This is a genomic window from Flavobacterium terrigena (assembly GCF_900108955.1).
Taxonomy (GTDB): Bacteria; Bacteroidota; Bacteroidia; order Flavobacteriales; family Flavobacteriaceae; genus Flavobacterium; species Flavobacterium terrigena.
The window spans coordinates 404,862-424,255 of the sequence record NZ_FNYA01000001.1 but is presented as its reverse complement, the minus strand read 5'-3'; the positions used below and the strand labels follow the sequence as shown (position 1 = coordinate 424,255).

The 19,394-nt window shown below is 29.7% G+C and carries 16 protein-coding genes; 9 read left to right on the top strand and 7 right to left on the bottom strand.

Translation table 11 applies throughout. The features are described 5' to 3' along the window. Window positions 1-10: 10 nt before the first annotated feature. Both BMX42_RS01995 and BMX42_RS01990 read right to left on the bottom strand, forming a co-directional pair. Entirely contained in the window at window positions 11-934 is a 924-nt protein-coding gene (locus BMX42_RS01995; RefSeq protein WP_091307707.1) for a DUF2167 domain-containing protein, read from the bottom strand. Window positions 935-970: 36 nt separating this feature from the next. Then, the gene (locus BMX42_RS01990) at window positions 971-2,764 is read right to left on the bottom strand and encodes a T9SS type B sorting domain-containing protein (protein ID WP_091307703.1); all 1,794 of its coding nucleotides are present in this window, start codon (window positions 2,762-2,764) and stop codon (window positions 971-973) included. A 157-nt stretch (window positions 2,765-2,921) separates the two neighbouring features. On the opposite strand from BMX42_RS01990, the gene BMX42_RS01985 reads away from it, so the two are divergent. From BMX42_RS01985 to BMX42_RS01960, 6 genes are read left to right on the top strand one after another with little or no spacing between them, the layout of a single operon-like run. Next, the gene (locus tag BMX42_RS01985) at window positions 2,922-3,902 is read left to right on the top strand and encodes a GNAT family N-acetyltransferase (protein WP_091307699.1); all 981 of its coding nucleotides are present in this window, start codon (window positions 2,922-2,924) and stop codon (window positions 3,900-3,902) included. Then, a complete protein-coding gene (locus BMX42_RS01980) occupies window positions 3,899-4,978 on the top strand; it encodes a DegT/DnrJ/EryC1/StrS family aminotransferase (RefSeq protein WP_091307696.1) in 1,080 nt (359 codons plus the stop codon). Before BMX42_RS01985 ends, BMX42_RS01980 begins: the two co-directional genes overlap by 4 nt. Window positions 4,979-5,029: 51 nt before the next feature. Next, entirely contained in the window at window positions 5,030-6,247 is a 1,218-nt protein-coding gene (locus BMX42_RS01975; RefSeq protein ID WP_177169098.1) for an O-antigen translocase, read from the top strand. Further along, window positions 6,244-6,957, top strand: coding sequence for a glycosyltransferase (locus BMX42_RS01970; RefSeq protein ID WP_091307688.1), 714 nt, complete (start codon window positions 6,244-6,246; stop codon window positions 6,955-6,957). The genes BMX42_RS01975 and BMX42_RS01970 overlap by 4 nt, the downstream gene beginning before the upstream one ends. After that, complete coding sequence (locus BMX42_RS01965; RefSeq protein ID WP_091307685.1) at window positions 6,950-8,230, top strand: hypothetical protein; 1,281 nt, start codon at window positions 6,950-6,952, stop codon at window positions 8,228-8,230. Before BMX42_RS01970 ends, BMX42_RS01965 begins: the two co-directional genes overlap by 8 nt. After that, window positions 8,208-9,533 carry a hypothetical protein gene (locus BMX42_RS01960; RefSeq protein WP_091307681.1) on the top strand — a complete coding sequence of 442 codons (1,326 nt, stop codon included), beginning with the start codon at window positions 8,208-8,210 and terminating at the stop codon, window positions 9,531-9,533. The genes BMX42_RS01965 and BMX42_RS01960 overlap by 23 nt, the downstream gene beginning before the upstream one ends. Here the strand turns inward: BMX42_RS01960 and BMX42_RS01955 are convergent. The 5 genes from BMX42_RS01955 to BMX42_RS01935 form a co-directional block, all read right to left on the bottom strand. Continuing rightward, a complete protein-coding gene (locus tag BMX42_RS01955; protein ID WP_091307677.1) occupies window positions 9,490-10,635 on the bottom strand; it encodes a glycosyltransferase in 1,146 nt (381 codons plus the stop codon). The two genes, BMX42_RS01960 and BMX42_RS01955, sit on opposite strands and share 44 nt — an antisense overlap. Window positions 10,636-10,722: 87 nt before the next feature. Continuing rightward, window positions 10,723-13,185, bottom strand: a complete 2,463-nt coding sequence (gene lon / locus BMX42_RS01950; protein ID WP_091307673.1) for an endopeptidase La — start codon at window positions 13,183-13,185, stop codon at window positions 10,723-10,725. 193 nt (window positions 13,186-13,378) lie between these two features. After that, window positions 13,379-14,590, bottom strand: a complete 1,212-nt coding sequence (locus BMX42_RS01945; RefSeq protein ID WP_091307669.1) for a hypothetical protein — start codon at window positions 14,588-14,590, stop codon at window positions 13,379-13,381. Between the two features lie 41 nt (window positions 14,591-14,631). Next, window positions 14,632-15,924, bottom strand: coding sequence for an MFS transporter (locus BMX42_RS01940; protein ID WP_091307666.1), 1,293 nt, complete (start codon window positions 15,922-15,924; stop codon window positions 14,632-14,634). A gap of 74 nt (window positions 15,925-15,998) precedes the next feature. Continuing rightward, window positions 15,999-16,817, bottom strand: coding sequence for a M48 family metallopeptidase (locus tag BMX42_RS01935; RefSeq protein ID WP_091307661.1), 819 nt, complete (start codon window positions 16,815-16,817; stop codon window positions 15,999-16,001). A gap of 134 nt (window positions 16,818-16,951) precedes the next feature. On the opposite strand from BMX42_RS01935, the gene BMX42_RS01930 reads away from it, so the two are divergent. Genes BMX42_RS01930 through BMX42_RS01920 form a run of 3 tightly spaced genes read left to right on the top strand, consistent with a single transcriptional unit; the run spans window position 16,952 to window position 19,393 of the window. After that, window positions 16,952-17,815: an alpha/beta hydrolase gene (locus BMX42_RS01930; RefSeq protein ID WP_091307657.1), complete on the top strand. Its 864-nt coding sequence runs from the start codon at window positions 16,952-16,954 to the stop codon at window positions 17,813-17,815. Window positions 17,816-17,870: 55 nt separating this feature from the next. Continuing rightward, window positions 17,871-18,719, top strand: coding sequence for a transketolase (locus BMX42_RS01925; RefSeq protein ID WP_091307653.1), 849 nt, complete (start codon window positions 17,871-17,873; stop codon window positions 18,717-18,719). Then, complete coding sequence (locus BMX42_RS01920; RefSeq protein WP_091307649.1) at window positions 18,719-19,393, top strand: hypothetical protein; 675 nt, start codon at window positions 18,719-18,721, stop codon at window positions 19,391-19,393. Before BMX42_RS01925 ends, BMX42_RS01920 begins: the two co-directional genes overlap by 1 nt. The last annotated feature ends 1 nt before the right edge of the window (window position 19,394 follow it).

The following is a 19,394-nucleotide window of genomic DNA, read 5'->3' as shown; positions in this document are numbered from 1 at the left end:
TTGTGGGGTTTTATTCTTCTAAAGTTGTTTCGTCTTCATTTTTTGGAGCAATCACTTCAGGTTTCGTCATTTGTTGTTCTTTATTTCCAAAAAAGAATTTCTTGATAACGCCAAAACCTGCAATTAAACCAATAACAATGAACTTTCCGAATTTCGCTAAAATAGCAAAAAATCCAACTTTAGCTAAAACTTTACCAGCAATTAAACCACCAATTGTCCATTCTGCTACGTGGTCATTATCTTCATCAAAATCAGAATATTTAAATCCTTCATTGTATTGAACACTTTTTATAATTAATGGAATACTTTTTTTAACTTCGTTTAATTGTGCCATTCCAGCAACTGCAGAAATATTGTACATTCCTTTTCTTCCTAAAACTCTTAAGTCGTAGTTTAAAGTATTACTTTCATCCGTGCCAAATTTTAATTCTTTTGCCCAATGTAGTACTTTTAAATTTTTATCGTAAAATGGTTTTGAAGCCCAACCGATCAAGTCAATAGAAGGAAAACCTTGTGCCGTTCTATCAGGATTTGAAGCGGTAATTTCTTCTTTCATATCTTTTAATAAATCGTCATAATTGATATCATCAGCATCACCATCTTTGACAAATCCATCTTCAACATAATTAATAATAAACATCCAACTGTCACTACCTAAAACACCTTTGTCTTCTGGTAAAATTGAACCTAAAATTGTGGTGTCTTCAGGATTTCCCCATATATCTTTTAAAACTTTTTGCGTTTGTGGTCCATCTAAAAATTTAAAACCTTTTGGAACATTTAATGTGGCATTACCAGAAGAAAAATGTATAGTTCCCGTTTGGTATTTTAGTTCTTGACCAATTTTAAGCATTTTTTCAAATTCTTGTTCTTCCGTTTGCGCAAATATATTTGTAATGCAAATAATTGATAATAGAGCAAAGATTTTCTTCATAATTAATTTTTAAGGTTTGTTTATTTAGTTAAAGTTTTATCTTTTTAAAAGTAAATAGCCATTCATTGGAGTTGGATATTCAGGATCGTTTAAATATAAAATGTAGTAATATGTACCACCAGGAGCGTCTTCATTTCCTACAGCATTTTCTGCTTTTCCATTCCAATCGGGTTTGTTGTTATCTCCTGTCCAAATTAATCTTCCCCAACGATTGTAAACTTCTAATTGGAAATTAAGGAATATGTTTCGTAAACCTTCAATAAAGAAAACATCGTTTAAACCATCATTATTTGGTGAAACTGCATTGTAAATAATTGGTTCACAATTATGTGATTTTAATAAGAAAGAAGCAATTGAAAAACAGCCATCTGTATTTTCTATTCGAACCCAAATCCTTTTTGGAGTAGTTACAGCTTCATAATTTGTTGTATTAGCTATTTGATTTATTTCAGCAATAGCATCATTTTCAGTTTCATAAAATGATACTAAATCAGTAGTGTTGATTTTTATTGAATTTTCATTTGAAGAAAAATCAAAAATAGCACGAGTAAATCCTAAATTACAGCTTAATACATCTTCTGGTTGATTAAAATTTGGTGAGGCCAAAAGACGAATTGGTAAACTAAAAGAATTATTAATTTCTGAGATTTCATTATGAATTCCTGTTCCATTTCCTGTGTCGTCAACTTGTGCTGTTAAAGTAAATTGTAAAGGAATCGTAGCTGGAATAATTAAAGTAATTGTTCCATCCTCAAAACCGTCCATCGGAATTATATTCTGTGTAAATGCTGAACCAACTGAAACACCATCTGCATAAAAAGTAATTGGAGTATTTGCAGGTAAATCGGCAGTCGAATTCATGTTGGTTACGGTGTAATCAATTTCTAAAACTCTAACGTTACAACTCAAATCGGGTGCTTCAAATGTAATACGAGCATCTGGTAATTGACTATTCAATTTGGTTACAATCGCATTTACCATAACATAATCTTGTCCTGAAGTAAGTTGAATTAAAGCCGAAGTATCACCTACATTTATATTATTTTGAATGTTATAAATATCCAAATCCATATTATAAAGTGAATTAGAATTGGTAACCGAATTTGTTCCGTTAAACGCATTGTTTGCAGGATTTAAAGGCGGATTACTAATAATGTTTCCATTAATTCTTAAAGTTTCATTAACAGCCAAACCGCTATCGCCTTCCCAAGCTAAAAAACCAATTTTTGCGTCTACATTGTCAATTACATTTAATGCATTTAATGGAACGTCTAAAAAGTTTTGCACAATGGAAACCACTTGCATTCCATCATAAATATTCAATTGATTTAAGGGTAAAGCCAGGTTTTTATAAACTACAATTAAAGCCCAACCAGCAAAATTTGTACTATTTTGAGCATGATGATCTATGAATGTACTTACGTCTAAATCTGAAAGAGTATAAATGCCAGTTCCTGTTGCTTGAACTTGAGAAGTTACATCTGCAAAAGCACTAAAAAAATTAAAAACTATACCTTGATCTAATACATTTGAAAAAGTTCTGGTTGCAGTGATATCGGTCCCATTTAATTTTACATTAAAATCACCCGTTCCACAACCTGCCCAATATAAATAAGCACTTTCAATAACATCACCAGAATTTAAAGTTAAAGTGGCATCCGAAGTTGTAAATACTGTTGGTGGAAGTGTTTGAAAGGAGTTTTCAGTTGGGTTAAGTGTGTTTCCCACAAAAGTAAAATCATATCTTCCATTAAATTGATTGAATAAACCAATATCTTGAGAAAAACTTTGCTGAAATATAAACAAGAAAAATACAAGTAATTTTTTCATCAAATGGAGGTAAATTTAATATTTATGGTGAATAATTTTACCAAAGTAATAAATTTTACTAATTTCCCCAAAGATTTGCTTTATGAAATCGCAACTTATTAAAATTTGCTTAGCAAATACCTATAAAAATGCGATTCATTAAATATGGACTGCATTAATGAATAGATATAAAATAATAAAATATACTTCCGAACACTATCAAAGGTGGAATGATTTTGTAGCAAATGCCAAAAATGCTACTTTTTTATTTCACAGAGATTTTATGGAATATCATTCCGATAGATTTCAAGATTTTTCTTTATTAGTTTTTGATGAGAAAGAGAATTTGAAAGCTATTTTCCCAGCTAATGTTTCTGAGAATAAAATATATTCACATCAGGGTTTAACTTATGGTGGAATTGTAATTGATTCTTCATTAAAATTAGAGAAATTTATTCCAATTTATTCTGATATTCTTCGTTTTTTGAATGAAAATAATATAGAAACAGTCAGTTTTAAGTTAATTCCATCTTTCTATTGTTTACAACCTTCAGAAGAACTAAATTATGTTTTATTTTTATCTGAAGCGAAATTAATTAGAAGGGATGCTTTGTCAACAATTGATTTAAAACATCAATTTAAAATTGATCCGAAAAGAGTAAGATGTGTTAATCGCTCCAAAAAAATAGGTTTAGAAATTAAAAAGGAAACTTATTTTACTAACTTTTGGACGGAAGTTTTAGCACCGAATTTGGATAGTAAGCATGAAACTAAGCCAGTTCATACACATCTTGAAATGAAGTTATTACAAGAGAAATTTCCAAATCAAATTGTACAATATAACGTTTATGAAAATGACAAAATATTGGCTGGAGCAACTTTATTTATTGATAAAAAAACGGTTCATGTACAATATAGTTCAACAATTGGTGATAAAAACCAACATGCTGCATTAGATTATTTATTTCATTATTTAATTACAACGGTTTACGTCGATTATGATTTTTTCGATTTCGGAATTTCAAATGAAAATCAGGGAAAGAACATTAATCAAGGGTTACAATATTGGAAAGAAACTTTTGGAGCTAGAACTTTTACTCAAGATTTTTATGAAGTGGAAACCAAGAATTTTGTTAAATTAAAATCGGTTTTAATATGATAAAATTTCTCGATTTACAAAAACTAAATCAACCTTTTGAAACACAATTTTTATCTAAAACAAAGGAATTTTTAGATAAAGGCTGGTATATTTTAGGTAACGAAGTCAAACAATTTGAACAAAGTTTTGCTCACTATTCCAACTCAAAATATTGCATTGGAGTAGGGAATGGACTTGATGCTTTGGTATTGATTTTAAAAGCCTACATTCAACTTGGAAATTTACAAAAAGGTGACGAAGTAATTATTCCAGCTAATACTTATATTGCTAGTATTTTAGCTGTTTTACAAGCTGATTTAGTTCCAGTTTTTGTAGAACCAAATATAGAAACATACAATATCAATCCGGATTTAATTGAAGAAAAAATAACACTTAAAACCAAAGCTATTTTGTTAGTTCATTTATATGGTCAATTGGCTGAAATGGATAAAATTATGGAGTTGGGTTGCAAACATGATTTACTAATTATTGAAGATGCTGCTCAAGCTCACGGATTGCCTTTTGAAGGAAGTCACGCTCGTGGTTTCAGCTTTTATCCAGGTAAAAATTTGGGCGCTTTAGGTGATGGCGGGGCGATTACAACTAACGATGATAATTTAGCAAAAGTTTTATTTTCACTAAGAAATTATGGTTCTGACAAAAAATATCATAACGATTATATTGGTGTAAATTCTCGTTTAGATGAATTACAAGCCGCTTTTTTAAGTATAAAATTACCACATTTAAATGCTGAAAACGAAGCGCGACAAAACGTGGCGAAACGTTATTTTGCTGAAATTAAGAATACTAAAATTAATTTGCCAATTTGCGAAAAATCCGACAAACACGTGTTTCATTTGTTCGTAATTCGTACCCAAAACAGAGATGATTTACAGGAATATTTACTGAAAAACGGAATTGAAACTATAATTCATTATCCAATTCCACCGCATAAACAAAAAGCCTTACAAAATTTCAATCATTTGAGTTTGCCAATTACAGAAAAAATTCATCATGAAGTATTGAGTTTACCGATGAGTTCTGTGCTTTCAGAAGAAGAAATTTCACATATTGTTTCCACTTTAAATAACTATTAATTGTCTGAAATTAAGAAAATAATTCAACAGCCTTTATTCAAAATAACTTCTTTGAATAGCGTTCATATTTTGTTGAAATTGGTTTTCGGTTTCATTACTTCCAAAGCTTTAGCTATTTTTGTTGGCGCAAACGGAATGGCTTATGTTGGAAATTTTAGAGCCTTCTTAAATGTAGTAGAAAATTTTTCATTACTTGGAATTCAGAATGCTATTGTAAAATATGTTTCTGAATATCAATATGATAAGCCTAAATTGAAATCGGTTTTAGCTACTTTTGGCTTACTACTTTTAGCTTCTTCAATGCTTATTAGTTTGTTTTTAATTTTTGGAGCCAATTATTTATCTAAACAAATATTTAATCATTCTGAAATATATAGTTTTGTATTTTATGTTTTGGCAATTTTATTTCCATTATATGTTTTTTCAACGTTTTGTATTTCAGTAGTTAACGGCTTTCAAGAATACAAAAAAGTAATTTATATTCAGATCATTTCAAGCAGTATTGCTTTGTTATTTTCAGTTTTTCTAATCTATTATTATACTACTTTTGGAGCTTTAATTTCATTAGTTTTCGCACCCGTTTTTGTGTTTTTTGTGAGTCTTTTTTATCTTAGAAATTTCATCTCAATTTCTGATGTTTTTTCGTTTTCATCTTTCGATTTATCGGTAGTTAAAAACTTGTCAGAATATGTACTAATGGCTTTGGTTTCTGGAGTAATTGGTTCGTTTGTATTATTAGAAATTCGTACTGATGTTATTGAAATTACGGGTTTGAAAAACGCTGGAATTTATGAAGGTTTGCAGCGAATTTCGTCTTATTATTTGTTGTTTGTTTCTTCCATAATGACAATTTATTTTTATCCGAAATTGTCTGAATCTAATTCAAATACAAAAGCGATAATTATCAATTATTTTAAAACGATTATCCCAATATTTGCTATTGGTTTAGCATTGATATATTTATTGCGACACTTTATTATTAAAGTTTTGTTTTCTACAGAATTTGAAACCATGGAAACCTTGTTTTTAGGACAGTTGGTGGGCGATTTATTAAAAGCGACTTCCTTAATTTTTGGAACTATTTTAATTGCAAAAAAACTCACGAAAGCCTTTATAATTACCGAAATAGTTTCTTTGTTTATCATGTATTACTCGACAAATTGGATGTTACACGCTATTGGAATTGAAGGAATTGTTGTTGCGCATACTTTTACTTATTTTACTTATTTGTTAGTTTTAGTAATTTATTTTAGAAAAATTTTCAGATGAATATAGTGATTGTAATCCCGTTTTATAACGAAGTAGAAAGAATTAAATTGGAGAATTTTCATCAAATTTTCGATGGATTTCCTCGCTATAATTTTTTGTTGGTTGATGATGGAAGTTCCGATAATACGATTGAAATTTTAGAACAATTCAAATCAAAATTTTCAAATGTTGAAGTCTTGAAATTGAATAAAAATGGTGGTAAAGCGGAAGCGATTCGTTCTGCAGTTTTGTCTATTTCAGACGTAGATTTTATTTCTTATTTCGATGCCGATTTGGCAACTCCTTTTTCAGAGTTAGATAAACTAATTCAATTCTCAATTCAAAATCCTAACTATAAAATAGTAATGGGAGCTCGAATTAAATTGATTGGAAACGGTGTGAAAAGATCTCTGAAAAGACATTATTTTGGTCGAATTTTCGCTACAATTGTGAGTCAGTTTATATTGAAAGTTGCCGTTTATGATACGCAATGTGGTGCAAAAGTCATTGATTATGAAACGGCTAAACTAATTTTTGAGAAACCTTTTGTTTCCAAATGGTTGTTTGATGTGGAATTGCTAAAACGTTTGCAAAAAACAAATGATTTAAGTGAAGTTGTTAAAGAAATTCCTCTAGAAAAATGGGAAGAAATCGGAAATTCAAAAATTAAATTTTCAGATTTTTTGAAGCTGCCTTTTCAATTATTTCAAATTTATAGAAAATATGATTAAATTTTTTGAAAAATATCCTATTTCAATTTTAGTCATTTTAGGTTTGATTTTTAGAATTCTATTTTATTTTTTCAATCAAAATATACTGTTAACAAATGATAGTGCAACGTATTTAGAATTGGCTAAACTCATTTCTTCAGGTTCCATCAAAGGTTATTTTGGCGGTCGTTCTCCTGGCTATTCTTTGCTAATTTGTTTTTTTGGAAATTCGATTGAGTTAGTAGTTTTATTTCAAATTATAATTGGAATTATTTCAAGTGTATTTTGGTATAAAATTCTAAAACACTTTAAATTTAATTCTATTATTTCATTAGCTATTTCTTTGGTATTCAGTTCTTTTATTCATGTTTTGTCATATGAAAATGCAATATTGATCGAAACCATTAATCTGTTTTTAGTCACTTTATTAATTTATTATATTTTAAAAAATCAGATTTTAGAAACTTCATTTTGTTTGGCTATTTTAGTGCTTTTAAAACCATTTTATATTTACTTGCCGTTTGTGATTTTTGTATATTTCGCTTACAATAATTTCAATTGGAAAGTTATCATTAAACAGAAAATGATTGTTTTAATTTTGCCATTATTTGTTTTTATTTCTTGGTCTTATGTGAATTTTTTAAACACGGGTTATTTTGTCTCTTCTACTTATTTTGGGTTAAATAAAATTCAGAATTGTGTTAATTTTATCGAAAAAGCACCAGAAGAATTCAATTGGATAAAAGCTCCGTATTTAAAACAAAGAGCATTACATTCGGAAAATGGACTAGGAAATCCAATGTGTATTTGGTATGCTGTTGATAATGGCGATTTTGAATACAAAAAAATGAGCTTTCCACAATTGTCAAATGAGTTTGGAAAATGCGCCGATGCCACTATTAAAAACAATTTTGGATTGTATATAAAACAAGTAATTTTTCTTTCTTTTAAAGAGTTTTGGAACGTAGAAATAGTGAGTTCAAATTCATTAGAGAGTTCTATTTTTGTTAAGTATGTATGGAAATTTCAAAGTGTGTTTTTGCGAATTATCAAAACCTTATTTTTACTTTTAATTCCGATTTATGTTTTTAAATTTTTCAAAAACAGACTTTTTAGTATCGAATTATTATTAGTTTTAATTGTGGTTTCAACTGCAGTTTTGCAAGCTTTAGTCGTTTATGGATCCAATGCTAGATACAGTTTTCCATTTGAATTTATAATGATTACTATCGTTTTACTATTTATAAAAAATAATTTTTTAAAACAAAAAAATGAAATCACATTTACTAAATAACAAACACATTTACGGATTAATTTTACTGCTTTTTATTGCAAAATTATTCTTTTTTATGGGTTACAACACTTTTTCTGAATCACCTGATAGTTGGGCGTTTAATCATTTTGTAACAGAATTAATCAACAATAATTTTGACGATTATATTGGCGAAAGAACTCCAGGTTATCCGTATCTTGTTTATCTGCTCAATCACGATAAAATTTTAGTGGTTTTAGTACAAATGCTTATGGGAATGATTACGGCATTTTTTTGGTTTAAAACTCTAGTTAATCTCAATTTTTCGAATAAAGTTGCGTTTTTTGTTACGCTGTTTTCTGCTTTATATTTACAGAATTTCTTCTATGAGACTTTTATTTTGGCTGAAACTTTTATGTTGCTGTTAAACTCAATTGTATTTTACTTCTTACTGAACAATTATTTTGAGAAAAAGGAAATTATTGTTGAAGTTGTACTGAGTATACTTTTGGCAATTTTAATCTTAATCAAGCCGTTTTTTATATTCTATCCGTTTTTAATTTTTGCTTTATATCTTATTAAAAAATTCTCTGTTAAGAAGTTGGTTTCTGTGAAATTAATCATTTTTATTTTGCCAATGTATGCTTATTTTAGTTGGTGTAGTTTTGTGGAAGAGAAGATTGGATATTTCGAACCAACAGCTTATTTTGGATTAAATTTAGCTCAAAATTGCCTTTATTTTGCAGAAAAAGGACCAAAAGAATATGATTATATCATTAAGCCTTATGTGAAATATAGAGATGAAATGTTGAAGAATGGAGAAGATGCTTCCATGGCAGTTTGGAAAGTTTGGGGCGGTCAGCATTTAGCTCCGAAATATACCAAATTTGCTGATGTTACGAATCAATTCGGAAAGTATGCAAAGGCAACAATTGCTTCTAATTTAGGCGATTATTTTTATTATGCGATTACCAATTCGTGGTTTGATTTTTGGAAAGTTTACGATATGAAACCACTTATGGAATTTCAAGATAATGCTTTTAATTCTGTCATTTCAGTTATAAATTCCATTCAAATGATTATAGTCTTAATTTTGAAATTTGCCTTCTTATTATTGAGTTTTTACTATTTATACGACTTACTTAAAAATAGAAAAATTAATACGATAATGATACTTTTAGCTTTTATTCATGCTGCTGCCATTTTACAAGCGTTAGTGGTTTATGGAACAAATGCTAAATATGCTTTTCCGTATGAGTTTTTTATGATAGTTGTAGTATTGTTATTTTTGAAAGAAAAGTTTAATTGGTTTTCCAAACCTCAAGATACTTCTCAGCTTGAGTAATATAATGATGTTCTTTTTGAATAAATTGAATCGCATTTTTACCAATTCGTTCAATTTCTGAAGGATTTTCAATTAAGAAAGATAGTTTTTCTACTAAATAATCTACATCTGCTAAGGCATTTATAGCCACTTCGTCTTCTTGTAAACCATATTGATTCGTAAATTCTGTTTCTGCACCAGTAAACACTACTTTACCTTTTGCCATCGCTTCTAAAGCATTAAAACCTTGATCGAAACCATAAACTTGATCTAGTAAAATATGAGCTTTTTCAAAGTGTTTTTGGTATTCTGTATAAGGAATATCTTTTGTGATTGTAATTTCAATTCTATTTGGATATTTTTCTTGAATTATGGCTATGGCACATTCAAAAAACGGAACACCTTTTTTAAATGAATTTCCAGTATTGATTCCTAAAAATATATTTATTTTATCAGAAATTTTATTTTCAATAACGGTAATTTTATCAGTGTTTATTGGGTTGGCGATAATCCCTAAATACTTTTTATTTCCAAGTAATGGTTGCACATAATCTAAATCGGAAGCAATTACCCCACGAATATTTTTATACAAAAACTTATGAATTTTTTGATGTGGTTTATCTACAAAATCGAAAAAGTAATCATATTGTTTTTTGGCTTCTGGAATATCATCAAAATAGGCATTCATCACCGAATAACGATCTTTTTTTTGAAGCATATGATTGACAGTAACATAATCAATTCCGCAACATAATAAGAAGACTTTTTGGTTTTGTTTGAAAATTCGTTTGATTAAAAATAATTCTAATTTTGAAATTGTTTGTATCGGACTTTCATTTATGAACTGAACTACATCATAGTGTTGCAATTTTTTAGAAATCATCCAAAAACGGATTCCGTGTTCCAATAAACCCAAATCGTATTTGAAAATTTTGAACCAAATTTGTCTTGGAATATTTCCTAATTTCGATTTAAAGAAGTTGGCACGAATACTAATATCAGCAGGAAAATTTTTGAAACCATCGCCATTATTCACCAAAACTACTTCATGACCTAAAGCCAAAAGTCCTTCTTTTAATGAATTATGTAACCGACTAAATTCTCCTATGAGTAGTATTTTCATTGCTTAATTTTGATATTCCAAATATAAAGAAAAAAACCTATAAGTTAAGTTACTTATAGGTTTTTGAGTTGTTATCTATGATTTGAATTACTTCTTAATATCAAAAGTAATTGCGTTTTTGACTTTGTCTTTTAAAATAGCAATGTCTATTACTTCTTTCATCGTATCTACGTAATGGAAAGTTAAGCCTGTTAAATAATCTGCTTTAATTTCTTCAATATCACGTTTGTTTTCTTTACACAAAATAATTTCTTTAATATTCGCGCGTTTTGCTGCTAATATTTTTTCTTTAATTCCGCCAACTGGTAACACTTTTCCACGTAAAGTGATTTCTCCTGTCATTGCAATATTTTTCTTAATTCTACTTTGCGTAAAACTAGAAACCATTGACGTTAACATCGCAATTCCAGCACTTGGTCCGTCTTTTGGTGTAGCTCCTTCTGGCACGTGAATGTGAATGTTATATTGGTTTAAGATATCTGGATCAATATTCAATTGTTTAGCATTCGCTCTAATATATTCTAAAGCAATAGTAACCGATTCTTTCATCACAGTTCCTAAATTTCCTGTCATGGTCATTGCGCCTTTTCCTTTAGAAACTAACGATTCAATAAATAAAATATCACCACCAACTGATGTCCAAGCTAAACCTGTCACCACACCAGCCGTATCGTTATTTTCGTATTTATCACGCTCCATTCTTGGTGATTTCAGCACTTCAAGAATATCAGCATCAGTAACTTTTTTATTGTATTCTTCTTCCATTGCTACAGATTTTGCAGCATATCGAACCATTTGTGCAATGGTTTTGTCTAAACTACGAACTCCAGATTCACGAGTATAACCTGTTACGATTTTTTCTAATTGCTTTTTACCAATTTGTAAATCTTTTGTCGTTAATCCGTGTTCTTTTAATTGCTTTGGTAACAAGAAGTTTTTCGCAATTTCAATTTTTTCTTCAATGGTATAACCAGACATGTTTATGATTTCCATTCTGTCTCTTAAAGCAGGTTGAATGGTTGATAAACTGTTTGCTGTGGCAATGAACATTACTTTTGAAAGGTCGTAACCTAATTCTAAGAAATTATCATGAAAATCACTGTTTTGTTCTGGATCCAAAACTTCTAATAGGGCAGAAGATGGGTCGCCATTATGACTTGAAGATAATTTATCAATTTCATCTAATACGAAAACTGGATTGGATGTTTTTGCTTTTTTGATCGATTGAATTATTCTACCAGGCATTGCACCAATATAGGTTTTTCTATGTCCACGAATTTCCGCTTCGTCGCGTAAACCACCTAGAGAAATACGAACATATTCTCTTCCTAAAGCTTCTGCAACCGATTTTCCAATAGAAGTTTTACCAACACCTGGAGGTCCGTATAAACATAAAATTGGCGATTTCATATCATTACGCAATTTTAAAACGGCCAAATGTTCAACGATACGTTTTTTGACATCTTCTAAACCAAAATGATCACGGTCTAAAATTTGTTGCGCTTTTTTAAGATCGAATTTATCTTTAGAAAACTCATTCCAAGGCAATTCTAAAAATAAATCTAAGTAATTACGTTGGATTCCAAAGTCAGGTGAATTTGGATTTGTACGTTGTAATTTATAAATTTCTTTTTCGAAATGTTCCGCCGTTTTGGCATCCCATTTTTTAGCTTTCCCTTTGTTACGCATTTCTTCAATTTCTGCATCATGCGAAACACCACCCAATTCTTCTTGGATAGTTTTCATTTGTTGTTGCAAGAAATATTCACGTTGTTGTTGGTCTAAATCAAATCGAACTTTAGATTGGATATCGTTTTTCAACTCCAATTTCTGAAGTTCTAAATTCATATAACGCAACGTTTCTAAAGCGCGTTGTTTTAAATCAACAATCGTAAGTAAGTTCTGTTTGTCTTCCACATTTAAATTCATGTTAGAAGACACAAAATTGATTAAAAACGGATTGCTTTCAATGTTTTTTATGGCAAAAGTAGCTTCCGATGGAATATTCGGACTTTCCTTTATAATTTCAATTGATAATTCTTTAATTGATTCAATTATCGTAGCAAACTCTTCGTCGTTTTTCTTTGGACGAATTTCGGTTACTTCTTTAATTTTCGCTTTAAAGTAAGGTTCGGTTTGAGTGAATTCCTCAATTTCAAAACGTTTTTTACCTTGAAGAATTATGGTTGTATTCCCATCAGGCATTTTCAGAACACGCATAATTCGAGCTACAGTTCCTACATGATGAATTTGATCTGAAGTTGGATCTTCATCCGCTTCATTTTTCTGAGCCACAACACCAATAATTTTACCGGCTGCATTGGCATCGTTAATTAATTTTATCGATTTGTCTCTACCCGCTGTAATAGGAATTACTACACCAGGAAACAACACGGTGTTTCTCAATGGTAAGATGGGTAAATCTGCAGGTAATTCTTCATTATTCATTTCCTCCTCGTCTTCAGGAGTCATTAATGGAATTAATTCTGCTTCTGTATCTAGTTCTTGAAGCGACAAATTGTCAATCGCTAATATTTTATGGTTTGGCATATCTATTTATAAGTCATTTTGTCATTAAAAAAGGGTAGTAAATTTACGAATAATAATTGTGAATTGATGCAATTATCAATAAATACAAGGATTTAAGTATGATTTACACTAGTAGTAGTCAAGATTTATGCCATAAAAAAATCCCGTCTCGTTTTTTATAACAAGACGGGATTTTTGTGATTTAAAACTTTTTTTAGTTTATATAACCTGCATCTAAACCATAGTTTATAGTTCCAGCTGTTATTTCATAAGTAACTCCTGGATTTAAGTTTGTTGTATAAGATATTACAAATGTTCCTTTAATTCTTCTTGTTGTAATATTGAATTCAGTAATAGTAAATGAACCTGCTGTAATTGTAGCAACTGGAGAACCAGCAACATTTGGTAAATCAACTTGAGCTTGAGAAAGTGTACTTGAAGTTAAATTAGTCATTTCAGTTAAAGGATAAGTTCCAACTGCCCAATGGTTATTAGGAATATATAAACTAATTTTTGTAAGAGCATTTAAATTGTCATTTGTTACACCTTCTATTTCTAAATATCTAGGAGCGCCAACTGGAGCATTATTATTTAATACTTTTACATCAATTCCTGTTTGATCGTATAAATACGGTTTCATAATATCATATTGTACACCGTCTATTTTAGCTGTCATTAACGCAGGAGTATAATCTGCTAAATCAAGTGCAGCTGTAAAAGTTATTTCATTACCATATGCTGTTCCGTATGCATTAGTTGCATAAGCACGAAGATAAACTGTTGTACCTGGAGCTACATTTAAATTTGTAATAGTTGATGTAAATACTCCAAGTCCAGAACCATCAATAGTTTTTTTAGTACTTGGTACTGTTGGACTTGCAGTTGTGCTCCAAACTACTCCTCTAGCAGATACAGGAGTACTTCCGTTTGCAGTTACTTCTCCACCTGTAGTTGCTCTTGGGTAAATATTATTAGTAATTACTGTAGTTGTTAATACTGGTAAGTTAGAAGCTGCAGCAGTTGTGATTACTACTTCATTTCCATAAGAAGTACCATTGCTGTTAGTTGCATAAGCACGAATGTAGTAAACTGTAGCAGGTAATAAATTATTTAAAGTTGATGTGAAATTTCCATTCCCTAAACCATCAATTGTTTTTAAATCTGAAAGTGTTGGATTGTGATCAATACCGTAAACTACTCCTTTTGCTGTTATTTCACTACCACCGTTTGAAGTAATAGTTCCTCCTGAAATTGCATTTGTTGAAACAGTATTTGTTACAGTAGCTGTAGTAACTACTGGAAGTAATTCTGAATTATCTGGACCTTGATTTAAAAGAGAAGGTTCTAAAGGTTCATCTGTACAAGAAACAAATGTCAATGCTGTAATAATTACAAAAATTGAAAGTAGGTTTTTAATTGTTTTCATATTTTTTTATGGTTGTTTTGTTTTAAAAGCCAAATATAAAATTATTTTTGAACTTTTAGCGTTCTATATAATAAAAAAACTCCTGTTGCAAAAAATATCACTAAAAATAAAATGGCATTTCTCATACTTCCAGTAATCTGATCTATAAAGCCATAAATTAACATTCCAATTACAATCCCGATTTTTTCGGCAACATCATAAAAACTAAAAAAAGAAGTGGTGTCTTTGGTTTCTGGAATTAATTTCGAGAAAGTTGAACGTGAAAGGGATTGAATTCCGCCCATTACTAATCCAACGATAGCAGCTGTTGCATAAAATTGGACAGGTTCAGTTACAAAAAACGCTCCAATACAAATAAATATCCAAATTGAATTTATAAGAATTAAGGTTTTAATATTTCCAAATTTTGATGCTAATTTAGAAGTCATAATCGCACCAAAAACAGCTACAATTTGAATAACTAAAATACTAATAATTAATCCAGATGTTTTTTGTTGCGGAGTTGCCCAATTTATTTCTTGTTCTCCAAAATAAGTTGCGACTAACATTACGGTTTGAACCGCCATACTATACACGAAAAAGGCAAATAAGAATTTTTTTAAAACTTCGTCTTTAAAAAACAAAACTTGCACTTTTTTTAATTCTTTAAAGCCATTAAAAAAAATAGAAAAATTAATCGGATTGTTGTTTTTGTTTCCTTTTGGTAAGTAATAAAAAGTATACTGACTAAAAGCTAGCCACCAAATTCCTGTAAAAACAAAGGAGAGTTTCATAGCTTCCAAGGCAGCTGCGCCTTCTTTGCTTAAAATAAAAACCAAGCAAATTAATAATAAAACAACACTTCCCACATAACCTAAAGAAAAACCTTTGGCACTTAAACCATCGTGTTGTTCTGTGAATGCAATGTCTGATAAATACGAATTATAATATACTAAACTTCCCCAGAAACCTAATAAACCTGAATAGAAACAACAAATTCCGAATATCACATTTTCTTTAGTAAACCAATATAAACCAATACATGAAAAAGCTCCTAAATAGCAAAAGAACTGCATGAATCGTTTTTTGTTTCCTAAGTAATCTGCTATTCCAGATAATATTGGCGATAAAATTGCGACTGATAAAAAGGCAAATGCGGTAACAAAACTGATAAGCGCTGTAGCTTTTATGGATTCGCCAAAAAGGATAATGTTTGGATTTTCTTTGGTAAATAAATACCCAAAATATAATGGAAATATAGAAGAAGTAATAACTAAAGAATAAACTGAATTTGCCCAATCATAAAACGCCCAAGCATTTAATAATTTTTTATTTCCTTTTTCTAATTGTTCCATAAAGTACATTTTGTTATAAAAAATCCCGTCTCGTTTAAATTAACGAGACGGGATCAAATATAAAGATAATATTTTTACTTTTTAAAAGTTACTCCAAATTTAGCAGCTTCCGCTCTGGCTTGAGGTAAAAGTGCTGTTAATTCATCTATTCTAGTTTGATTACTAGGGTGCGTACTTAAAATTTCTGGTGGTGCTTGTCCTCCTGATTGAGCCGACATTCTTTCCCAAACTTTTACAGCATTAATTGGATCGTAACCCGCAATGGCCATTAAGGTTAAACCAATCATATCTGCTTCACTTTCATGAGCTCTACTAAATGGTAACATTCCTCCAACTTGAGATGCTGCTCCATAAGCCTGCATTGCTAAAGCTTGAGTTTGTTCACTTTTATTTCCAACAGCAATTTGAGTTCCCATTGCACCAACTTGTTGCAATAAACCAGCACTCATACGTTGTTGCCCATGATTCGCTAATGCGTGAGCTACTTCATGCCCCATTACTGCAGCAATACCAGCATCGTCTTTACAAATTGGTAAAATACCTGTATAAAAAACTATTTTTCCACCTGGCATACACCAAGCATTTACTTCTTTACTTTCTACTAAATTGTATTCCCAAGCATAATCATTTAAATAATCAGATTTTCCTAAAGCATTTAAATATCTTTCAGAAGCTGTTTTTATTTTCATTCCAATATTTGTAATACGTTTTGCATCTGCAGTACCTTTAACTACTTTATTTTCAGTTAGGAACTGATTGTATTGTTGAAATGCCGATGGAAAGATTTGACTATTAGGTACAAAAGCCATCGTGCTTTTACCTGTGAATGGATTTTGAGCGCATGATATCACAATTAATCCCAATACTATGCTAATTTTTAAAATCTTATTCATATTTACTTTATTTTTATATTACCAAAGCAAAGATAGTTGATTTAATAATTATTTTTTTATATAATTTTATAAAATAGTTCTAAAATTATATTTATTTAAAACGGTTATTATAATTTTGAACAAAAAAATAAATTATGACAAAAAAAAATAAACAAATTGAAAATAATGTACCTAAATCAATACTTTATTTTGCAAAAATCTTAAATTTTTTTTCAAGTAATTTGGCAGAAAGGTTTGCTCGAAAATTGTTTATTACTCCCATCAAACATAAAATTCCAAAACGCGAATTTCATATGGAATCGGAATCCGTTCAAACGAAATTGTTCGTTCCGTCAATCGATAAAGAAATTGTGGTGTATGCTTATGGAAATTCAAATAAAAAAATACTTTTGGTTCATGGCTGGTCGGGTAGAGGTACACAATTAGTTAAAATTGCAGATGCTTTTTTAGAAAATGGCTATTCTACTATAAGTTTTGATGCACCAGCTCACGGAAAATCGGGAACAAAAACTACTTTAATGTTGGAGTTTATTGAATCGATTTTAGAAGTGGAAAAAGATCACGGACCATTTGAATTTGCTGTTGGTCATTCACTTGGCGGAATGTCAATTTTAAATGCGATTAAAAAAGGCTTGCAAGTCAAAAAAGCGGTTATTATCGGAAGTGGAAATAGTGTTATTAATATTGTAAATACTTTCGTGGAAAAAATTGGTTTACCCAATAAAATAGCTGTGATGATGAAAAACAATTTCGAAAAGAAATATCAATTTGAAATGGAGAGTTTTTCAGCTTATGTGGCAGCTAAAGATGTTAAAATTCCAGTTTTAGTAATTCATGATAATGATGATGAAGACATTCCAGTTTCTGAAGCGCATCATATCGTTGAAAACCTTTCAGATAAAGAAATTCTAATCACAAATAAGTTAGGACACAGAAAAATTTTAGGTGATGCAACTGTGATTCATAAAATTGTTGAATTCTTAATGATAAAAAAATAAAGTCAGATTAGTATAAACAGATTATTAAATTTATTTTTGCAAAAAACTTTTTACAATGACACAACAAATTTCTAATTTAGAACAATTTACACAACAAGTTCGTAGAGACATTTTAAGAATGGTTCATGCAGTTAATTCAGGTCATCCAGGTGGTTCTTTAGGCTGTGCGGAATTCTTAGTTACTCTGTATCAACACATAATGAAAAGAAATGAAGGTTTTGATATGAACGGAATCAATGAAGATTTATTCTTTTTATCAAACGGACATATTTCTCCAGTATTTTACAGCGTTTTAGCAAGAAGCGGTTATTTTTCAGTTTCAGAATTAGCTACTTTCCGTAAATTAAATACACGTTTACAAGGTCACCCAACAACTCATGAAGGTTTAGAAGGTATTAGAATGGCTTCTGGTTCATTAGGACAAGGTTTATCTGTGGCTATTGGTGCGGCTCAAGCTAAAAAGTTAAATAATGATACGAATTTAGTGTATGTTTTAACTGGAGATGGTGAATTACAAGAAGGACAAAACTGGGAAGCAATTATGTATGCTTCTGCAAAAAGTGTAGATAACTTAATTGCAACTGTCGATTTAAACGGTCAGCAAATTGATGGTTCTACAAAAGATGTTTTAAATATGGGTAATATTAAAGCCAAATTTGAAGCGTTTGATTGGGATGTTTTAGAAATTACAGAAGGAAATAATATTGAAGCTATTATTAACGGAATGGCTGATGCAAAATCTCGTACAGGAAAAGGAAAACCAGTTTGTGTGTTGTTACATACAGAAATGGGTCATGGTGTAGATTTTATGATGTATACGCACGCTTGGCATGGTAAAGCACCAAGTAATGAGCAATTAGAAAATGCCTTAAACCAAAATCCAGCAACTTTAGGAGATTATTAATGAAAAAGATTTTTCTTTTATTTTTATTATTTTCAACTTGTTCTTTTTCGCAAAAGAAAGATTATAATTTTCATTTTGATTACTTTACAAAAGTAAGTAGTAAAATTTATGGAGATGGAATTAGTGAGGATTGTTATTTCTTTAAAAATTCAAAAGATTCAACTTATTCTTTGCAATTAAGATATTCTAAAACAGATACTATTGCTCAAATATATATTGAAGGCATAAAAGATATTATAAAGTTTACTATTGATTTTAAATATGAGAAAATTAGTGATTTAGATAAATTAAAAGATCCTATTCTTTATGAAATAGTAATACCAGCCTTTAATTCAAAAAGGTATAAAAATTTCCATGAAGAAATGGAATATGAAATCGATTCAATAAACGACCAAGTTTTAGTTCATATTACACAATATAAAAATAAAAAGAAGAATAAAATAATTAACGAGCATTACTATTATTTTTCTAAGAAAGATAATATTGAACCAGTAGAAATGCCAATACTTAAAAACAATCTGATATCTAAATATAAATTAGATATATTAGTAAATTATAATTTTGAAAAGCAACTATGTTTAGTTGACGGTAAGTTAAGTTCAGAATTTACAATTCAAAAAATTGAAAAGATAAGTTCTAATTTAAATTTTACTGTTATAAAAACAATTAGATAGT